Below are 16,058 nucleotides of genomic sequence, written 5' to 3' on the forward strand. Positions count from 1 at the left end.
TGGGGCTATAAATTATTTATCTGCTGGGTCAAAACTGAAAAATCTTTGCTTAATTCTTCAATTTGTTTCTGGTTTTTGTCTTTTTCAGCGGCAGATAATAACTTGGCAACTTGTTTAATTTTTAAACTAATATAATTTTTTTTCAATAATTGTATAAGATTAATAATTTCATTTTTAATTTGGCCTTCGCTAAAATCAAAAAAATCTTTATCGGCTAAAAGCAACAAAGTTGATAGCAAGTTAATTAATTTTTCGTCTTGAGTAAATAATAGCTTTTCAAATTGAGTATAATCAAAGTTCTTTATATTATTATAATACAAAATCAGTTCTTTGTAAATTTTCTGCAAGTCCTCCTGCGGAATCATGCCGATTTCCAATTTATCAATGACATATTCAATATTTTGGGGATATTTCAGAATTAAGGCTAAAAGCTGCTCTGCCACCTGCACCTCTCTTTTTTTAATATCCTGTTCCTCAAATTTAATTGGCGGATTTGCGCTTTCTTTGGAACCTGTAACTTTAGAAAAGGTCTCCTGCAAAATACTGACCGGAACATCCAATTTTTGGGCTAATTGATTCAGCCAGTGATTTTGCTCAACTTTATCAACCAGCTTTATTATTTGTTTTAGCAATTTAGCGGCAATTTCTTTTTTTTGCAGCGGATCGTTAATATCAAATTTTTTAAAAGCTTTGGCAAAATAAAAATCCATGATTGAACCGGCTTGCTTAATCGCCTCTTGCCAATAGCTGGCTCCTTGCTTAATGCAATCATCCGGATCTTTAATTGCCTGGCCGTTTAGGACAGGCGGCAATTGAATAACTCTTATGTTCAAGCCTAAAGACAAAGCAATGTCAATTCCCCTTTCAGCCGCTGCTTGGCCGGCCAAATCAGCATCAAATGATAGCGCCAGGTTATTAGTATATCTTTGGATGATTTTTAATTGCTCCTGGGTCAAGGCAGTGCCTGATGTAGCAACTACATTTCTTATCCCTGCTTGATGAGAAGCAATCAGATCCATATTGCCTTCTACAAAAACCGCCAGATTATTTTTTTTAATTTCTTCCTTGGCTTTATCTAAGCCATAAATAATCAAGCTTTTATTATAAATTAAAGTTTGGGGAGTATTTACGTATTTACCGCCCTGATTAGCTTTGTTTTCGTCTAAAATCCTGCCTGTAAAACCGACTGCATTGCCGTGGTGATCAAAGATTGGAAACATTAATCTCTGCCTAAAACGGTCATACAGCCGGCCCTTATCATTTTTAACGACCAAGCCTGCCAGAAAAATATCATTATCTTTGAATCCCTTTTTATGTAAAATATTCAAAATCTTATCCCAAGAATCGGGCGCATAGCCTAATTTAAATTCAGCCACGGTCTTGGGTTCAAGTTGGCGTTTGGCAATATAATCACGGGCGATCTTGCCTTCTTGAGTTTTTAAAAGCACTTGGTGAAAATATTCAGCGGCTAATTTATTTATATCTAAAAGTTTAGTCTTCTGCGAAACCAATTCAGGATTTTCTTTTTTAAGCTTAATCCCGGCCTTATCAGCTAAAATTTTTAAAGCCTCGGGAAATTCCACGCCTTCAATTTTTTGCACAAAGGTAAAAGCATCCCCGCCTTCGCCGCAACCAAAGCAATGCCAGATCTGTTTGTCGCGGGAAACCATAAAAGAAGGGGTCTTTTCATTATGAAACGGACAAAGCGCCCTAAAGTTACCGCCTGCAGGTTTTAGCTGGATATATTCAGATATTACATCCACGATATCAAGCTTTGATTTTATTTCCTCGGTTTGAGAATTTATCATAATGCGAATTTGATAATGCAAATCAACGAATTTATTTAAATATGTACCATAAATTTATCACATTTATTGAAATTGTTCAAAATTTCTGTAAAATAAAGTAAATAGGGCGAAAAACGACTCCTTTGTGTTCAATGTTATAGAGGACTTTAGTCCTCGTAGTCATTCGGAGACTAAAGTCTCCTGTAAATTCCCACAAAGGAGCCGTTTTTCACCTCAAACCTTATGATTTGCAATATTTGCCCACACAACTGCAATGTTGATCGTCAAACCAAATTCGGTGTCTGCCAGGCACCGACTGATTTTAAAATTGCGCATATTCAGCTTCATCAATGGGAAGAACCCTGTATTTCTGGCGTAAGTGGCTCTGGCGCAATCTTTTTTAGCCAGTGTAATTTAAAATGTGTGTATTGCCAAAATCATGAAATTTCTCAAGGCGATTACGGCAAAATTATTAGTGAACAGGAATTTATTAAATTATGCCAAAAATTAAAAGCCCAAGGCGCTCATAACCTTAATTTAGTCTCCCCTACCTGTTATTCATCACTTTTAATTAAAATTTTGCCAGAAATTAAAACTAGAATTAATTTGCCTATTATTTGGAATTCCAATGCTTATGAAAAACCTGAAACAATTAAGCAATTTAATAATTTAATAGATGTTTATTTGCCTGATTTAAAATATTTTGATAATAGCTTAGGGCTTAAATATTCAAAAATACCTAACTACTTCCCTCTTGCCTTAAATGTAATTAAAGAAATGGTAACCCAAGTTGGTATGCCTGAAATTAATAATAATGGTTTGATTAAAAAAGGCGTGCTTATCCGCCATTTGGTTTTGCCTGAACAAATTAATGATTCAATGAATATCCTCAAGTCAATTAAAGAAAATTTTGGCAACCAGGTCTGGGTTAGTTTAATGTCACAATATTATCCTGCTTTTAAATCTGTTAATTATCCGGAAATAAATAGGACCTTAAGCCAGGATGAATATAATGAAATAAGAAATTATTACGAAAGCCTAAATTTTGCTGGCGGTTATTTCCAGGAATTAGATTCAGCTGATAATGAGTATACTCCAAATTTCCAGATTAAAACGATAGAATAAATATAAAGGCCGAGTATAGAACTCGGCTTTTATTTTAAACTGTTTTTGGCAGTTCTTTTTTCGGTTTGCTAAAGGCCAGAATGTAAATAATTTCCAGGATGCCAACCGTGTTAACAATTAACATAACCACAAACCAAGCTTTGTGGCCATTTCTTGCTGATTTCCAGAGCGCAATTCCTTTCCAGATAAGAGACCAGATGACTAGCAGTAAAATCAGCCAATACCATTGATTGATGATTTCAGGTGTCATAGATTTTATAATTAATTATTTAAGCTATCTAATTTCATAAAAAATATACGTCGCGCTCGTCTTTTAATATCGCATTTGCCATCTATTGCCATTGATAGACTACCCTTAAAAAATAAGTTTTCTATTTTTTTATTAAATTTTTTAGTACTTTCAATAGCGCTTTTATAATCACCATCGTTAGATACAAGAATCGCTACGTCATATTCATTAAGAGCCGCCATAGCAACCATATCAGTCGCTAGTTGCGTATCTAAATTTTTTTCTTGCAGGTTGCCCTTGGTCCCCTTCAAGTCACCAAATTTAATCTGGACATTTGTCAATCACTCGTTTAGGATGATCCATATTATTATATATAAATTAAGCACATTTAAATTATATAATTTTAGCACAAAAAAAACAAGAACCCCAAATGGAGCCTCGTTACTTATCGTAGCCGAAGCAAACGATAAGGATTTCTTGTTTATATATTACAGCAAATATAATAAATTGTCAATAGAGAATATACACACCCAAAAATTGGGCTAATTCTACGTCTTTTTTACTAAATTATTTTCTTTGATATAAACCAATTAATTCTGCGTAATCAAGCGTGTGGCCTTGCATTGCCTGATCAAGATTATCTCTGCCGGCATTTGGCGTTAAATCAAGCATTGTATCCAGGGCATAAAGTTTAAATATATAACGATGTGTACCTGAAGGTGGACATGGTGCTACATAACCTGTTTTGCCAGCGCTAGTAGTTCCCTGTATAGCTCCCGTCGGAATAGAGCCCACTGTAATACTAGCAGTTTTTGGATCTATATTCCAGACTAGCCAATGTATAAAAGTGCCTCTAACAGCATCTGGATCCTCAACAATTAAAGCTAAACTTTTTGCTCCAGCTGGCACTCCGCTTATTTCTAAAGGCGGATTAATCCCCTGCCCATCGCAAGTATATTTGTCGGGCAAATTTTTATTCTGTTCAAATGCGCTAGAATATAATTTCATAGAAGTATTATTAGAATTAAAATTCATTTGATAGACAGGAGCTTTCTTAGGGGGATAAGCGCAAGAGACCAAAAATATAAGTAAAAAGATTAATATAAAAATTTTTGATTTCATAATTCAGAGTTCAGAATTTATATTGGAAACTTTATTTATTAGCTGGTTTATCTTACCATAAACGTTTCCAAGCTATTGAACTATTACGCATATATGTTGACAAAATATTTATAATGCTGTATTATATAAGTATAATCACTACGAAAAGCGCCCTTTAAGGCTAGTCCTTACGGGGTTCTTTTCTTTTTATAGGCAATTTTATTCTCTAAATCTGAGACAAAAGCCAAATATTCCGAAGGGAATCTTTTTAAAAGCGCGGAATAACTTGCCTGATTGGGGATTAATAATTTATGGAGCTTTTGTCTTTTAATTAGGTGTTTAACCAGACAATGAAAATCACCGTCCCCGGTAACCAAAACAGCACGGTCAAAATTATCAATCTCAAGCATGGTATGCAGGACTAATTCGGCATCACAATTACCTTTTGTTTTCCCATCCTTATATTCAAGCGTTGGTTTGAAGATACAGATATATCCCTGCTGCTGAAGTGCCGTATATAATTCTTCATTTGAAGCAACGTAACCTAAAAAAATAAAGAATTTAGACACTTTGTATTTATCGGCTAAATATTTTCTAAATTTACCATAATCAATTTTCCAACCCAAAGACTTTATACTAAGGTATAAATTTTGTCCATCAATAAAGGCAAAATTGTTTTCTTTTTGTTTCATAACCTAAAAATGATTCTCAATTTTTAATTTTTCTTACCAACTCCCTCCCCCTCCTCCGCCGCCACCTCCGCCAGAGAATCCTCCGCCGCCAAAGCCGCTGGAGCCTGATGAAGCGCTGGCCGGCATTGAAGCTAAGGTTGAGGCGCTTGAGGATTGAAAATTAGTCATTGAGCTGATCAGCCATAAAGATGAAAAATTATTTGTGGTTGGATCATCATACCAGCTTGGCTTTTGATTATAAATATCTTTAAATTGTCCTGCCCATTCTTTTTCAACGCCTAAGACCATGGCTACTGGCAGAAATTTTTCAAACTGTTCCGGGTTTTTAGCTGGCGCATTAAAAAATTTAATTCTGTCTTTTTCAGCCACTGTTAAATAAATTTTTAAGCCCAAAATAGCTTCACGGGCCAAAACACCTTTTTTTGTCCTGGCTGGCATAAAATAGCCAAAGATAGCAACCAAAATTCCGGACAAAACTGCGCTAAATATCCAGTAAGCTCCTAAAACGCCTAAAAAGAAAAATCCAAGGAATAAAACTGCACCGGCAATAGTATAATAGGAAATCCTTTGCTTTTGCGGATTTTGTAAAAAATAACCTTTTTTAATCACGTCAGCATAAACGGCCTCTTTTATTTTGGCTAAGTCTTTATAAAATTCTTCGGCCAAATCCGAGAGTTTAATAGTCAGACTGGAATCAAATAAGGCATTTAGCAATTGCTTGTCAAATTCATTAACCAAGGTGTCAGTGGTTTTTAATTTGGTTAATTCATAATCATTGCCTTTTTCCAGCTTTTTTATTTTTAAATAACCATTAATGGCTAAATAAATAATTTGGGCAGAGATATCCTTATTATCAACTTTTTCATGGATAACTGCGCCAATTTCAGCTGGACTTAAATTATCTGGCGCTTCAAATTCAGCAATAATTGTTTTTCTGCCTTCTGGATCACGGCCATGCTTGTACCAGCGCCAAAATAAAAATATAAAAACAAAAACTGGTATCAACAATATCCCATTATCTTTTATCGCATCTAATATCGATTGCCATAGAGTTGGTTTTTGCACTAATCCAACTGGCCAGCCAATCACTATTGTTAAGCCTTCACCCGGATTTAATTTACTCTGTTTAAAAATAGCAGCAGAAAACAAATTATCATTTCCTGGAACCAAATCAATAGAACTGCAAGAAGTTGTACTGCCAAAAATTCCGCTAAAGCATTCGGTCTTAATATCTTTTTGCTCTAATTTTTGAGGTAAAGTAATTGTAGCTCTTGATTCTAAAATTGAAACTGGCGGATCCCATTCTGTGCCTGTGACATTCCAGTATAGTTCATCGTGATCATTAAAATAGTTAATAGCTCGCTTAATCGTATAGTTAATTACATAAGTATGTTTGCCTGTAATCAAAATATCCGCATCGCCTATTTTTATATTCACATCACTGCCAGGATAAGAAATGTCAGTGGTTAAAGCGCTGCCATTTTCATCAGTCACATAAATGTCGAAAATTCTAAAATTAAAATTACTGCCTCTGGCCTTATATTTGATCGGAATATAGCGGTAAATGCCATGATGTTCAGTCTCACCGAAATCATATTGGATTTTTTCTAACACATTAATGCTGGCATCTGAATTAATTTTAATTGTCACGTCAAAACTATCAATTTGTTCTGGGTTTACTTGGGCTGTTGTATCAATATTGTCATTTTGAGCCCAAACCAAAGAACCAAAAGTACAGCTTAATAAAATAGCCCCTAAAATTAGATATTTTCGCCCGCCAGAGGCGGACCCCGCTTCGCGGGGCATATTCATTAGATTCATAAAAAAATTATTATTAATCTTATTTATATAATACAAGTTTTCAATTAAAAAAGCCAAGGGTAATGTTCCCTTGGCTAATATATTTACTTTATTTACAAGCCTGCGGCTTTTTTCATAACAGCAGCAACTTGTTCTTTTGAAATTTTCTTTTTTGCCAGCTCTTGGCCATGGAGCAGCCAAAATGCTTCAACGCCTTGATTCACTACCATGAGAATGCCATTGAGCGTGTCAAAACCAGCTTGTTGAGCTGATTTAAGAAGCGGAGTAGGCTTTGCAGTTAAAACTATATCGCTGATGATTGCCTGTTTGGAAATAGTCTGCAATACTTTCTCAGCTTCATTTAGGTTGGCCCGGATGTTTTCTGCTGTGTCTGGCAAATTGGCAGGGGCTAAAGAGCAATATTTTTCCATATTACCTGAAGCGCCTTTGGTTGAGACATTGATTATGACATCAGCGTCTTTCACCTCTTTGCCAATTTGATCTTCACTGCCAAAGCGGACCTTGTGTTCATCCACCAGTTCATAGCATTCATTAATGCCATGGCAGAGAGTTTCAGCTTTAACCACTGTCCTGTTGAGAATCACGATTTTCATACCTTTTGCAGCTAAGGCAAAGGCAATTGCATTGCCTGTTCCACCAGCACCCAGAATAACTGCTTTTTTGCCTTTTAAATCCTCGCCTTTGGCTTTGAATTTTTCTTCCAAGCTTAATGCATAACCAAGGCCATCAGTATTATAGCCTTTAAGCTTGCCTTCCGGTGTTTTTAAGACAAAATTGATTGAGCCAATAAGCTTGGCAGTCGGATCAATTTCATCCAAATATTTGATCGCTTCGTCCTTAAAGCCCACGCCAGCACCACCACCAAAGTATTTTTTATCTTGGCGCAAAACATCTAAAATAAATTTACTCTGGCTAGGATCTCCAACTAGCATAATATTCCCTTCCTCAAATCCGAATTCCTTATAAACGGAATTCCACATGATTGCGGTTTTAGCCGGGTAATCATGCTCAATTAAAGGAATGGTATATTTTTTGAATTCAATATTGCGTGGATTAGCCTGTGGCAGAGTGGCAAATCTTAAAATTTTGCATCTAATTAGATCTTCTACAGTGCGAATATTATCTCTATATTCAAAATTTATGACTGACACATATTCTGAATCAAAAATCTTTCGCCTGTAGAATTCATTAAGCTTGTGCATTAATTTGCCTTTTTTGTTTTGACTGGGCAGACTAGAGACCAATTCCTTGTCATTTAACTGAGAAATTGGCTTTAGTTCATTGTCAATGATTACAATTTCGGTCTGCCATTTATCAAACCTTTTCTGTTCAGGGATATAAATCCTGAGTTCAACAAATGTTCCAGGCAGATAACAGCCCTTGCCTTCGCATTTGCCATTTTGCCTATTTCCTAACCTAACTGTTGTGTGAACTTCTTTTTTTTGTAAAAGTGCTTTATCTTCTGGCCTAAACCAGATTTCATTGGCAAAATTATGATCGGCTTCTTTTGTGGCCATATTTTCCCTCCTTGGATTTAATTGAGATTTTGTCTCAAATTTATTCATAATATTTAGATTCTAAACTAAAAATTAGCAATTGTCAATTTTTACGTATTTGAAAATTTTTCTGAAAAAGTCTATTATTATATTACAGAGTATTCAAACATCAAAAACAACGGAGGAGGAGAAAATGAACATTTCTGCTGCTTCAAGGAAAACCTCTTTAGTCTGCATTGAGATGCCCACTTCAGCCTGTCTGGTTTTAGTCGCCGCACTCAAAAATATGCAAAAATATCTTTGGCCTTCATTATTAGAAGGAGAATTTTACCAAAACTTTTGCAGAGATTGCGGCTATCACGAGAACCAAACAAAAATCGTAGCTGACTTCACGCAACGTATCCAGGATATTTTGAATAACAACAGGGAAGAGTCAGTAAAATTAAACTTCAAAGAAGTTGAGTGGGAATTTATTTGGGAATTGATTGACAATGTGCTTAAAGCCGCAGCGGAGCAAAAAATAAAAAATTTTACAGAAATTGCTGGCTTTCTGCGACCAATCAAAGAGGAAATTGACTTAAATTTGGTTGGTAGTCCCCCAAACATCGCGCTAAACTAAAAGGCCCAACCGGGCCTTTTAAAATTGTAAATTGACTTCACTACGGGAAATTGTTAACCTTTTATTAAGTACGCACTTTTAAGGAGGCAAATCATGCTGATTCAAACAAGCGTTGATTCTATGGCAAGAGTAGAATTAGACTGCGAAGACTTCAATGTCCTAGTTACCACGCTTGAAGAATTTCAGGCCAAATATTTTGCCCTGCTTTCAAGCGACATTTGGCTAAATAAATGCCGCGAAAATTGCGGCTACCCTAAAGATGAAGCCAACAGGATAATCGCCGACTTAATTGAAGATATAAAAGCGAATTCAACCGCAGATATGTTGACTGATTCTATTGCGATAGAACTTATTCCCCCTGACTGGGAACTAATCTGTGAAATATTTGAATGCCTGATCAATCTATTTGCCACCCAGCCAGATCTAGATGGCATAAACGCTATGGCGGCAGATACGCTTGAATTAATTAAGGAGCAAATTGACCTTCATATCATAGGCCTGCCTGATGAAAAACCAAATTAGCTTGGCAACAAAATCACTACGACTAAAAAGGCCCCAAAACGGGCCTTTTAAAATATAAAAAAAATTAAATAGACTTGATTATTTCTATTAAAAATGTAAGCTTAGAGCTAAAGAAAGGAGGGAGAAATGGATAATATCTTTAGAATAATGGAAATCAACGTCCCGGGCTGGGACATGATTAAAACCGCGCTGGAATTATATAATATCTACTATCTGGATGAATTTTTAAGGGATCCTGGATATCTGGAAATTTGCAGAGATTGCGGTTTGCAGGGCAATGAAAAAAGAGCAATTGCTCTTACGATCAGCGAAATTGAAGCCCAGAAAAATGGCTCGTCTCGGCCCGCTTCGCGAGGCGAGCCGAAGCCGGACAATGAGATATTTAAAATTTCCTTGCTCTTGCCGCAATGGACGCTCATCTGCAATATTATAGAAGATTTCTATGAAAGCGTGTTAGCCAATGCAGAGTCAGAGGCTGGCAAAACCATAACCCTGGACATTAAAGAAGAAGATTGGGACGCTTACTTATCAAACCTGGAAACTCTTCTAGACGCGCTTATTTGCCTAACAGAAGGCACTCAAAACGCTTCTAATCTAAATTAAAAAGGCTCATTAAAAAAATGAGCCTTTTCTAATTTAAAAAAAATTACAAATCAAAATTACGCTGTAAAATTGCTCGAAAAATATCTTCTCGGCTGACAATTCCGATAAGCTTGCCCTTTTCTACCACTGGCAAGCGGTGAACATGTTTAGCAATCATTAAGGCGCCAGCGCGCATAATTGGCGTCGCAGGTTCAACTGTGATAATGTCATTGCCCTTGCTCATGAATGTTTCAATTTTATGGTCTTTAATGTCATTGGCCTTGCCTTCCCTGTTTTCAGAATCCAAATACAATTCCGGATGATCATAATAGCTTTTGTAAAAAGGATAAAGCACTTTAAATAAATCTTTTTCTGAAAGCATGCCGATTAACTTATTATCATCATCCACAACTGGCGCGCCGCTGATCTTATTGCCATACAATATCTTGGCAGCGTCGTAATAAGTAGTGCTGGCTTTAATGGTTATGACATTTTTCTCCATGATGTTTCTGACAATCATAGATTTGGCTTTAAATAATAAAAAGTATATTAAAATTGAATTACATACAAACCTTTTCTCTGTATTTCTTTTCCCTGGCCAAAATCATTGAGCTTAAACTTTAAAATGTAATTAACTTTTTTTCTTAATTCCCTGCCAGTATATTTTTTTGTTTTAGCATTCCATTCTTGCAAAATCAAAGTGTCCCCTGCTTTAATTTTAAAATCAGATAGGCGCAGTTCAAATCTTTTCTTGCCAGACTTAACTAAGTTAAAATATAAAGGATTAATTTTCTTTTTGATTATAGCCATAAATTATTGATTATTAGACTTTTTTACCTTTCTTCTTTCCAACAAACGGTTCAAATTATCGCAAGTATTCCAATCATACTTTTGCGCAAAATCTAAAAATAATTGAAAAATTTTTATTTCTTGTTGCAAGGTCTCAAGACGACCATTATTAGCTTGCCCGGAATTTAAAAAGGATTCAAGCTGGGTTTCCCTTTGTTTTATATGCAACTTTAAATCAAAAACCGTATTATCTTTACTGGCGGTAAAAAAATTATGAAAGTTCAGGATAAATAAATTCTTGGGGAATTTGGATAATTCTTCAATTATTGAAAAATCTTCAGGCCTAATTTTCCTGAACTCAATCATGTCTTTAAAATCTTCATCTGCTAAAACAGAAGGTTCTTTTGTTTTAAACTCTGGCTTTATATTTTCCATAAAGTTAATCAGCTAATTTTAGAGCCACAGCATTAATGCAATAGCGTTTGCCCGTTGGTGGCGGACCATCATCAAAAACATGTCCCAAATGAGCGTCGCAACGAGCGCATTGCACTTCTACACGCTTCATGCCAAAGCTCTTATCTTCAACCAACTTAATGTTTAATTCAGAGATTGGATCAAAAAAACTGGGCCAGCCAGTGCCTGATTCAAATTTTGTCTCATATTTGAATAAATCAGTGCCACAGCAAATACATTGGTAACCGCCTGACTTTTTAGGCGGTACAGGACAAGTTTTAGAAAAAGCTAATTCAGTCCCACCCTGGCGGGCAATGTGAAATTGTTCAGGAGTTAAAACTTTACGCCATTCTGCCTCGGTTTTTACAATTCTTTCAACTTCTTCAATTTCCCCTGTTTTAGCATTAAAAATTTTAATTTTTTGTTCCATTTTTAAATTATAGCATAATTAAGCAACTTTCATGCCTGCTGAGTAAGTTTATCTGGATACATCACTACTAACTTTTAAATGGTTAATTACTGCTCTGATCTCCCCATAACTTACATCTTCGCCAAGCGCTTCTTTTAAAGGAGCCAATGGATATTGCCCCTGTTCTTTAATAGCGGCAGTAATTCGCGGAATCTTGTCTAGTGGGACAAGGTCTGTTACTTGTAATTTACCCCCCAAAATGTAAAAAACAAGATGGCTTTCAATAGTTGAAGGATTGAGTCCGCGAATTTCGGCAATTTCCAGGATTGTTTTGCCATTTTTAAAAAGATCGTAAGAAATATTTTTAGTTTCAGTCTCAACTTCGCGCTCTGCTTTTCGCTCTCGCTTAGGTATTTTTTCAGAAATTTTGGAAGCCAAACCATGCTTTGCGCAATAAGCGACAAGAACATTAAGAAAAGGCTGGCCATATTTAGCAAGTTTAACATCGCCAAAACCAGAAATTTTTCTGATTTCCTGCTCAGTTTGCGGCAAATAAGTTGCGAGTTCAAGCAAGGTGGCATCAGAAAAAATAATGTAGGCCGGAACATTTTCTTGCCGCGCCCATTTATTGCGGATTATTTTAAGTTCATCTAATAATTCTTTTTCATAGGGTTTTTCTGACAAGACTGAATCTTTTTTTGAAATAGTTTTGACCAAAAAAACCAGTTCTTTTCCCTGGAGAACAAGCTGACTTTTTTCTGTATGCCCAAGAATTGGATACTCACTCCCCGTCTGGTTAAGATAACCCAAAGAGATCAAATCATGAAAGTATCCAAACCAATTCTCTTTGGATATATCATTGCCAAGTCCGTAAGTTTTTAACTTTTTATGCGCTTCTTTTATTTTCTCTGACTTGGAACCGCGTAAAAAATCAACCGTATAACTAAGACCATACCGACTTCCCAACTCAGCCACGGCTGAAAGCGCTTTTTGCGCAATCATCGTGCCGTCAAATTTTTCACGGCTCGAAAGGCAAAAATCGCAACTGTCACAATACTCAGGAGCTTCTTCGCCAAAATAATTAAGTATTGTTTTGCGCCGACAAGCGCTTACCTCGCAGAGTGAGGCCATTTGGGACAGTTTTCTCAGCATGATCCGTGATTGTTCAGGGTTGCCTTCCACCATGGCAAATTTTTTAAGTTTAACAACATCGCCGCCGCTATAATACAAAATAGCGTCGCTTTTCAGCCCATCACGGCCTCCGCGGCCGGTTTCCTGATAATAACTCTCAATATTTTTAGGTAAATCAGCATGAATTACAAAACGCACGTTGGATTTGTTGATGCCCATGCCAAAAGCAATTGTGGCCACAATGATTTTTATTTCATCTTTAGCAAATAAATCCTGGCATTCCTGGCGGGCTTCATTGGTCAGGCCTGCGTGATAAGGCTTAGCAAAAAAACCATCAGAGCTAAGTTTAGCGGCCAAATTTTCTGTTGAATTTCGTGATAAAACATAGATTATCCCTGAATCACCGCGATGTTGAGCCAGGTAATTAATTAGATGCTCATACATGCCGCGTTTTTGTTCCACAAAATAATGAATATTTGGCCTGTTAAAACTGGAAATAAAAACTTTGTCAGTGTCCAGCTGTAATTTATTTAAAATATCATCGCGAGTAAGCTTGTCAGCAGTGGCTGTTAAAGCGATAATCGGTACGGTAGGAAATTCTTTTTTTAGAGAAGAGAGCATTCTATATTCCGGGCGGAAATCGTGCCCCCAATGAGAAATACAATGGGCTTCATCAATGGCAAACAATGACACCTTGATGGTTTTTAAAAAATCCATAAATTGCCCATTATTATGAAACAATCGCTCAGGCGCAATATAAAGCAATTTAAGCTCTCCTTGTTTGAGTTGTTCATATACGGCAGAATATTCAGCCTCTGTTAGTGAAGAATTCAAATATGAGGCTTTGATGCCATTGACTCTTAAAGCATCTACCTGGTCTTTCATTAAAGATATTAAAGGTGAAATAACAACTGTAATTCCAGGCAATATCAACGCTGGAATCTGATAGCAAAGGGATTTCCCGCCGCCAGTCGGCATCAGGACAAACGCATCCTTATTCTTTAAAATAGTATCAATAATTTCCGCCTGATTAAACCGAAACGAGTCATAGCCGAATTTATCTTTTAAAATTTGCGATGGTGAAATCATGGGATTGTTGAAGTAAATTTAATTTTTTAATGCTCTTAACGTTTCGCGATATCCGACGTTTCAATAAAGCGAAGCGAATTGAAATGTGGCTTTAGCCCTTGCGGATTTCGCGTGTTATCTGATGTAATTTTTTTCGTCGTGGTGACAGCACTTTACATTATTATTTCATTACCGCCACCCAAGAGCTGAACTTCTCCGTCTTGAATAAGTAACGCCTGGTCGTCATTTAAAATTCTAAGCGGATATTTAAGATCCTTGGCTTTCTTATCTAACATTTTTTTCATCTCAGGTGTGTAATGAGCTTTAATTAAAAAAGGCACTAAATTCATAGCTGTAAAATCTGTAATTCCAAATCTATCAAAGCCGCGTTCTGAAAAAGTTGTTACTATAATTGATGGACATGCGATGTAAGAGCCGGCGCTAGAACCAATGTAAACTACACCTTTCGTTATTAATTCCTTGATTATATTCTCAAAGCCACTTTCACGGACAGCTTTTAATAAATAGTAAGTATTTCCACCTTCCACAAACACAATATCATACCCAGTAAGTGCCTTTCTTAATTCGTTTTCATTTAAACCAGCTATGTCAATATCAGTAAAGGAGAATTTCAACTCATTCATTTTTTGCTGATGATTTCTTGCATAGCTATCATCAAAAACTTTTTTAGAGGCTGTGCTAATGTAGGCAATTTTACAATCGGCTATTTTTTTTGGCAAAAAACCATCAATATTATTGGCGGTGATAAATTTACCACTTGATGCAAGGATTAATGTTTTCATTGGTATTTAATTCTCTTTATTTAAGTTGACCCGCATAATTTCAATTTAGGAAGCAAAGGTCTAAGAAAGTTGTTTTAAATATTTTTTAATTCTCTCCTTGTCTTCATTTTCTTTAGCGCCCTTAAAATATATCTCAATAAAAACGACTTTACAGATTAAACTATGAAAGGCGTAGATAATTCTAATTCCGCTTTTCGAACCTCGTCCCTTTAAGCTTTTGCATTGAAATTTTTTAATTTTAAAAAATTTCAATTCCTTGTTATTGCCAACACGCTCTATTTCAAAAATACTCCTATTGTCAATTTTTTGAATATGAAAAAGCTCAATGCGGAATTTTTTGGTAATTTCTATATCATCGTTCAATGACGGAAACTTTTTAAGTAGCTTATTAAAATCACGGGTGAATTCGGCAGTTTCGTTATAGTTCATCGTCATATTGTCTTACGGAAAATTCCGGTGTGCGGCAAAAAACCGCCTCATAGCTAATCGGATGCATATATTCCGTGCCAATCCACGGCACATCTTTATGCGAGTATTCTTCAATCCTGCTTGCGTTAAAATCTTTAAATTTTTCTATTTCCGCGTCAATTAATTCCTTTTCGCGGGCGGAAAAAATAGATAGATCTGCTTTTCGGAGCGGCAGATATTTTTTTTGATCATATTGAAAATATTTTTTTACCACCCGAACTAGTTCGTTGTTACGTTCCATTTGCATAATAATTTCAGTAAAAGCTGCCGGAGTGGGTCCGTGATGATTTTTAATATAAGTAGCGCCAATAAGTTGTTCTTCGTATTTTTCATAATAATCAAAGTCAATGAAATACAAGATTTTACAAATCACTGCCTCGCCGATATTCGGCAATGCTCCAATTTTTTCCAGAATATATAAAAGCGTTTCTTTTAACTTTATAATGTTTTCTTGAGGCACAGAAATGCGCATTTCCTTTTTAGCTTTTTTAGACTTTATCTTCTTACCTAGTTCTATTTTGGGTGACGGACTTTCTTTGCCATCAATAAAATCTTCAATAACTATACCAAAAGTATCCGCAAGCTTTTTTGCTTCGGTAATAGTCAGATCTCGCTCACCTTGTTCTATCTGAAGATAGGTCGGGCGGGAAATGCCAATTCTAGACGCTAAAAATTCCTGCGTCAGATTGTTTTTTTTGCGTTGTTTAAAAATAAAATCACCAAGCATATTGCTTCCATTATAATCATTGTAAAAATACTTGTCAAGACAAATGTAAAAAAGTTATACACAACTTACTTTCACTTCCTAAATACGGAGAGGGTGGGATTTGAACCCACGAGACTGTTTCCAATCTACCGCTTTTCGAGAGCGGCCCATTCAACCACTCTGGCACCTCTCCAGGTTTTAACAATAACTAATAAGTATAACCATGACTAACAATATTTTTTATTTCATCACAAAAA

At 35.9% G+C, this 16,058-nt stretch carries 19 protein-coding genes and 1 tRNA gene; 4 read left to right on the forward strand and 16 right to left on the reverse strand.

All coding sequences use genetic code 11. From position 1 onward, the window contains the following. Window positions 1-5: 5 nt before the first annotated feature. Window positions 6-1,808 (reverse strand): DNA primase, encoded by a 1,803-nt coding sequence (gene dnaG, locus WC460_03510; GenBank protein MFA5188403.1) that lies wholly within the window; start codon window positions 1,806-1,808, stop codon window positions 6-8. 222 nt (window positions 1,809-2,030) lie between these two features. Here dnaG and WC460_03515 point away from each other — a divergent pair, with 222 nt between their 5' ends. Continuing rightward, the gene (locus WC460_03515; GenBank protein ID MFA5188404.1) at window positions 2,031-2,912 is read left to right on the forward strand and encodes a radical SAM protein; all 882 of its coding nucleotides are present in this window, start codon (window positions 2,031-2,033) and stop codon (window positions 2,910-2,912) included. 34 nt (window positions 2,913-2,946) lie between these two features. On the opposite strand, the gene WC460_03520 is transcribed toward WC460_03515, so the two are convergent. The 6 genes from WC460_03520 to WC460_03545 all read right to left on the reverse strand — a co-directional run bounded on the left by WC460_03520 (window position 2,947) and on the right by WC460_03545 (window position 8,272). Continuing rightward, a complete protein-coding gene (locus WC460_03520; GenBank protein MFA5188405.1) occupies window positions 2,947-3,162 on the reverse strand; it encodes a DUF5652 family protein in 216 nt (71 codons plus the stop codon). Between the two features lie 11 nt (window positions 3,163-3,173). Then, window positions 3,174-3,482: an NYN domain-containing protein gene (locus WC460_03525; protein MFA5188406.1), complete on the reverse strand. Its 309-nt coding sequence runs from the start codon at window positions 3,480-3,482 to the stop codon at window positions 3,174-3,176. A gap of 226 nt (window positions 3,483-3,708) precedes the next feature. Further along, entirely contained in the window at window positions 3,709-4,149 is a 441-nt protein-coding gene (locus tag WC460_03530; protein ID MFA5188407.1) for a YbhB/YbcL family Raf kinase inhibitor-like protein, read from the reverse strand. A 281-nt stretch (window positions 4,150-4,430) separates the two neighbouring features. After that, window positions 4,431-4,934, reverse strand: coding sequence for an NYN domain-containing protein (locus WC460_03535; GenBank protein ID MFA5188408.1), 504 nt, complete (start codon window positions 4,932-4,934; stop codon window positions 4,431-4,433). 33 nt (window positions 4,935-4,967) lie between these two features. Then, window positions 4,968-6,755: a DUF2207 domain-containing protein gene (locus WC460_03540; GenBank protein MFA5188409.1), complete on the reverse strand. Its 1,788-nt coding sequence runs from the start codon at window positions 6,753-6,755 to the stop codon at window positions 4,968-4,970. 92 nt (window positions 6,756-6,847) lie between these two features. After that, a complete protein-coding gene (locus WC460_03545; GenBank protein MFA5188410.1) occupies window positions 6,848-8,272 on the reverse strand; it encodes a hypothetical protein in 1,425 nt (474 codons plus the stop codon). A 172-nt stretch (window positions 8,273-8,444) separates the two neighbouring features. Between WC460_03545 and WC460_03550 the strand changes: the two genes are divergently transcribed. The 3 genes from WC460_03550 to WC460_03560 all read left to right on the forward strand — a co-directional run bounded on the left by WC460_03550 (window position 8,445) and on the right by WC460_03560 (window position 9,995). Further along, complete coding sequence (locus tag WC460_03550) at window positions 8,445-8,870, forward strand: hypothetical protein (protein MFA5188411.1); 426 nt, start codon at window positions 8,445-8,447, stop codon at window positions 8,868-8,870. A gap of 93 nt (window positions 8,871-8,963) precedes the next feature. Beyond that, window positions 8,964-9,392 carry a hypothetical protein gene (locus tag WC460_03555; protein ID MFA5188412.1) on the forward strand — a complete coding sequence of 143 codons (429 nt, stop codon included), beginning with the start codon at window positions 8,964-8,966 and terminating at the stop codon, window positions 9,390-9,392. 126 nt (window positions 9,393-9,518) lie between these two features. Then, complete coding sequence (locus tag WC460_03560; GenBank protein ID MFA5188413.1) at window positions 9,519-9,995, forward strand: hypothetical protein; 477 nt, start codon at window positions 9,519-9,521, stop codon at window positions 9,993-9,995. Between the two features lie 43 nt (window positions 9,996-10,038). Here WC460_03560 and WC460_03565 read toward each other — a convergent pair whose 3' ends face one another. From WC460_03565 to WC460_03605, 9 genes are all read right to left on the reverse strand, one after another. Beyond that, window positions 10,039-10,494 carry a CBS domain-containing protein gene (locus WC460_03565; GenBank protein ID MFA5188414.1) on the reverse strand — a complete coding sequence of 152 codons (456 nt, stop codon included), beginning with the start codon at window positions 10,492-10,494 and terminating at the stop codon, window positions 10,039-10,041. A gap of 29 nt (window positions 10,495-10,523) precedes the next feature. After that, the gene (locus WC460_03570) at window positions 10,524-10,784 is read right to left on the reverse strand and encodes a DUF3850 domain-containing protein (GenBank protein MFA5188415.1); all 261 of its coding nucleotides are present in this window, start codon (window positions 10,782-10,784) and stop codon (window positions 10,524-10,526) included. Between the two features lie 3 nt (window positions 10,785-10,787). Further along, a complete protein-coding gene (locus WC460_03575; GenBank protein MFA5188416.1) occupies window positions 10,788-11,198 on the reverse strand; it encodes a hypothetical protein in 411 nt (136 codons plus the stop codon). A gap of 4 nt (window positions 11,199-11,202) precedes the next feature. Further along, a complete protein-coding gene (msrB, locus tag WC460_03580; GenBank protein MFA5188417.1) occupies window positions 11,203-11,646 on the reverse strand; it encodes a peptide-methionine (R)-S-oxide reductase MsrB in 444 nt (147 codons plus the stop codon). Between the two features lie 48 nt (window positions 11,647-11,694). After that, entirely contained in the window at window positions 11,695-13,845 is a 2,151-nt protein-coding gene (gene recQ, locus WC460_03585) for a DNA helicase RecQ (protein ID MFA5188418.1), read from the reverse strand. A gap of 152 nt (window positions 13,846-13,997) precedes the next feature. Continuing rightward, the gene (locus WC460_03590) at window positions 13,998-14,627 is read right to left on the reverse strand and encodes a Type 1 glutamine amidotransferase-like domain-containing protein (GenBank protein ID MFA5188419.1); all 630 of its coding nucleotides are present in this window, start codon (window positions 14,625-14,627) and stop codon (window positions 13,998-14,000) included. A gap of 60 nt (window positions 14,628-14,687) precedes the next feature. Next, a complete protein-coding gene (locus WC460_03595) occupies window positions 14,688-15,056 on the reverse strand; it encodes a hypothetical protein (protein MFA5188420.1) in 369 nt (122 codons plus the stop codon). Further along, the gene (locus WC460_03600) at window positions 15,046-15,822 is read right to left on the reverse strand and encodes a type II toxin-antitoxin system antitoxin SocA domain-containing protein (protein MFA5188421.1); all 777 of its coding nucleotides are present in this window, start codon (window positions 15,820-15,822) and stop codon (window positions 15,046-15,048) included. Before WC460_03600 ends, WC460_03595 begins: the two co-directional genes overlap by 11 nt. A gap of 85 nt (window positions 15,823-15,907) precedes the next feature. Continuing rightward, window positions 15,908-15,994, reverse strand: a tRNA-Ser gene (locus tag WC460_03605). Between the last annotated feature and the right edge of the window lie 64 nt (window positions 15,995-16,058).

Source organism: Patescibacteria group bacterium (genome assembly GCA_041651155.1).
Taxonomy (GTDB): Bacteria; Patescibacteriota; Patescibacteriia; order CAIXNZ01; family CAIXNZ01; genus JAPLYF01.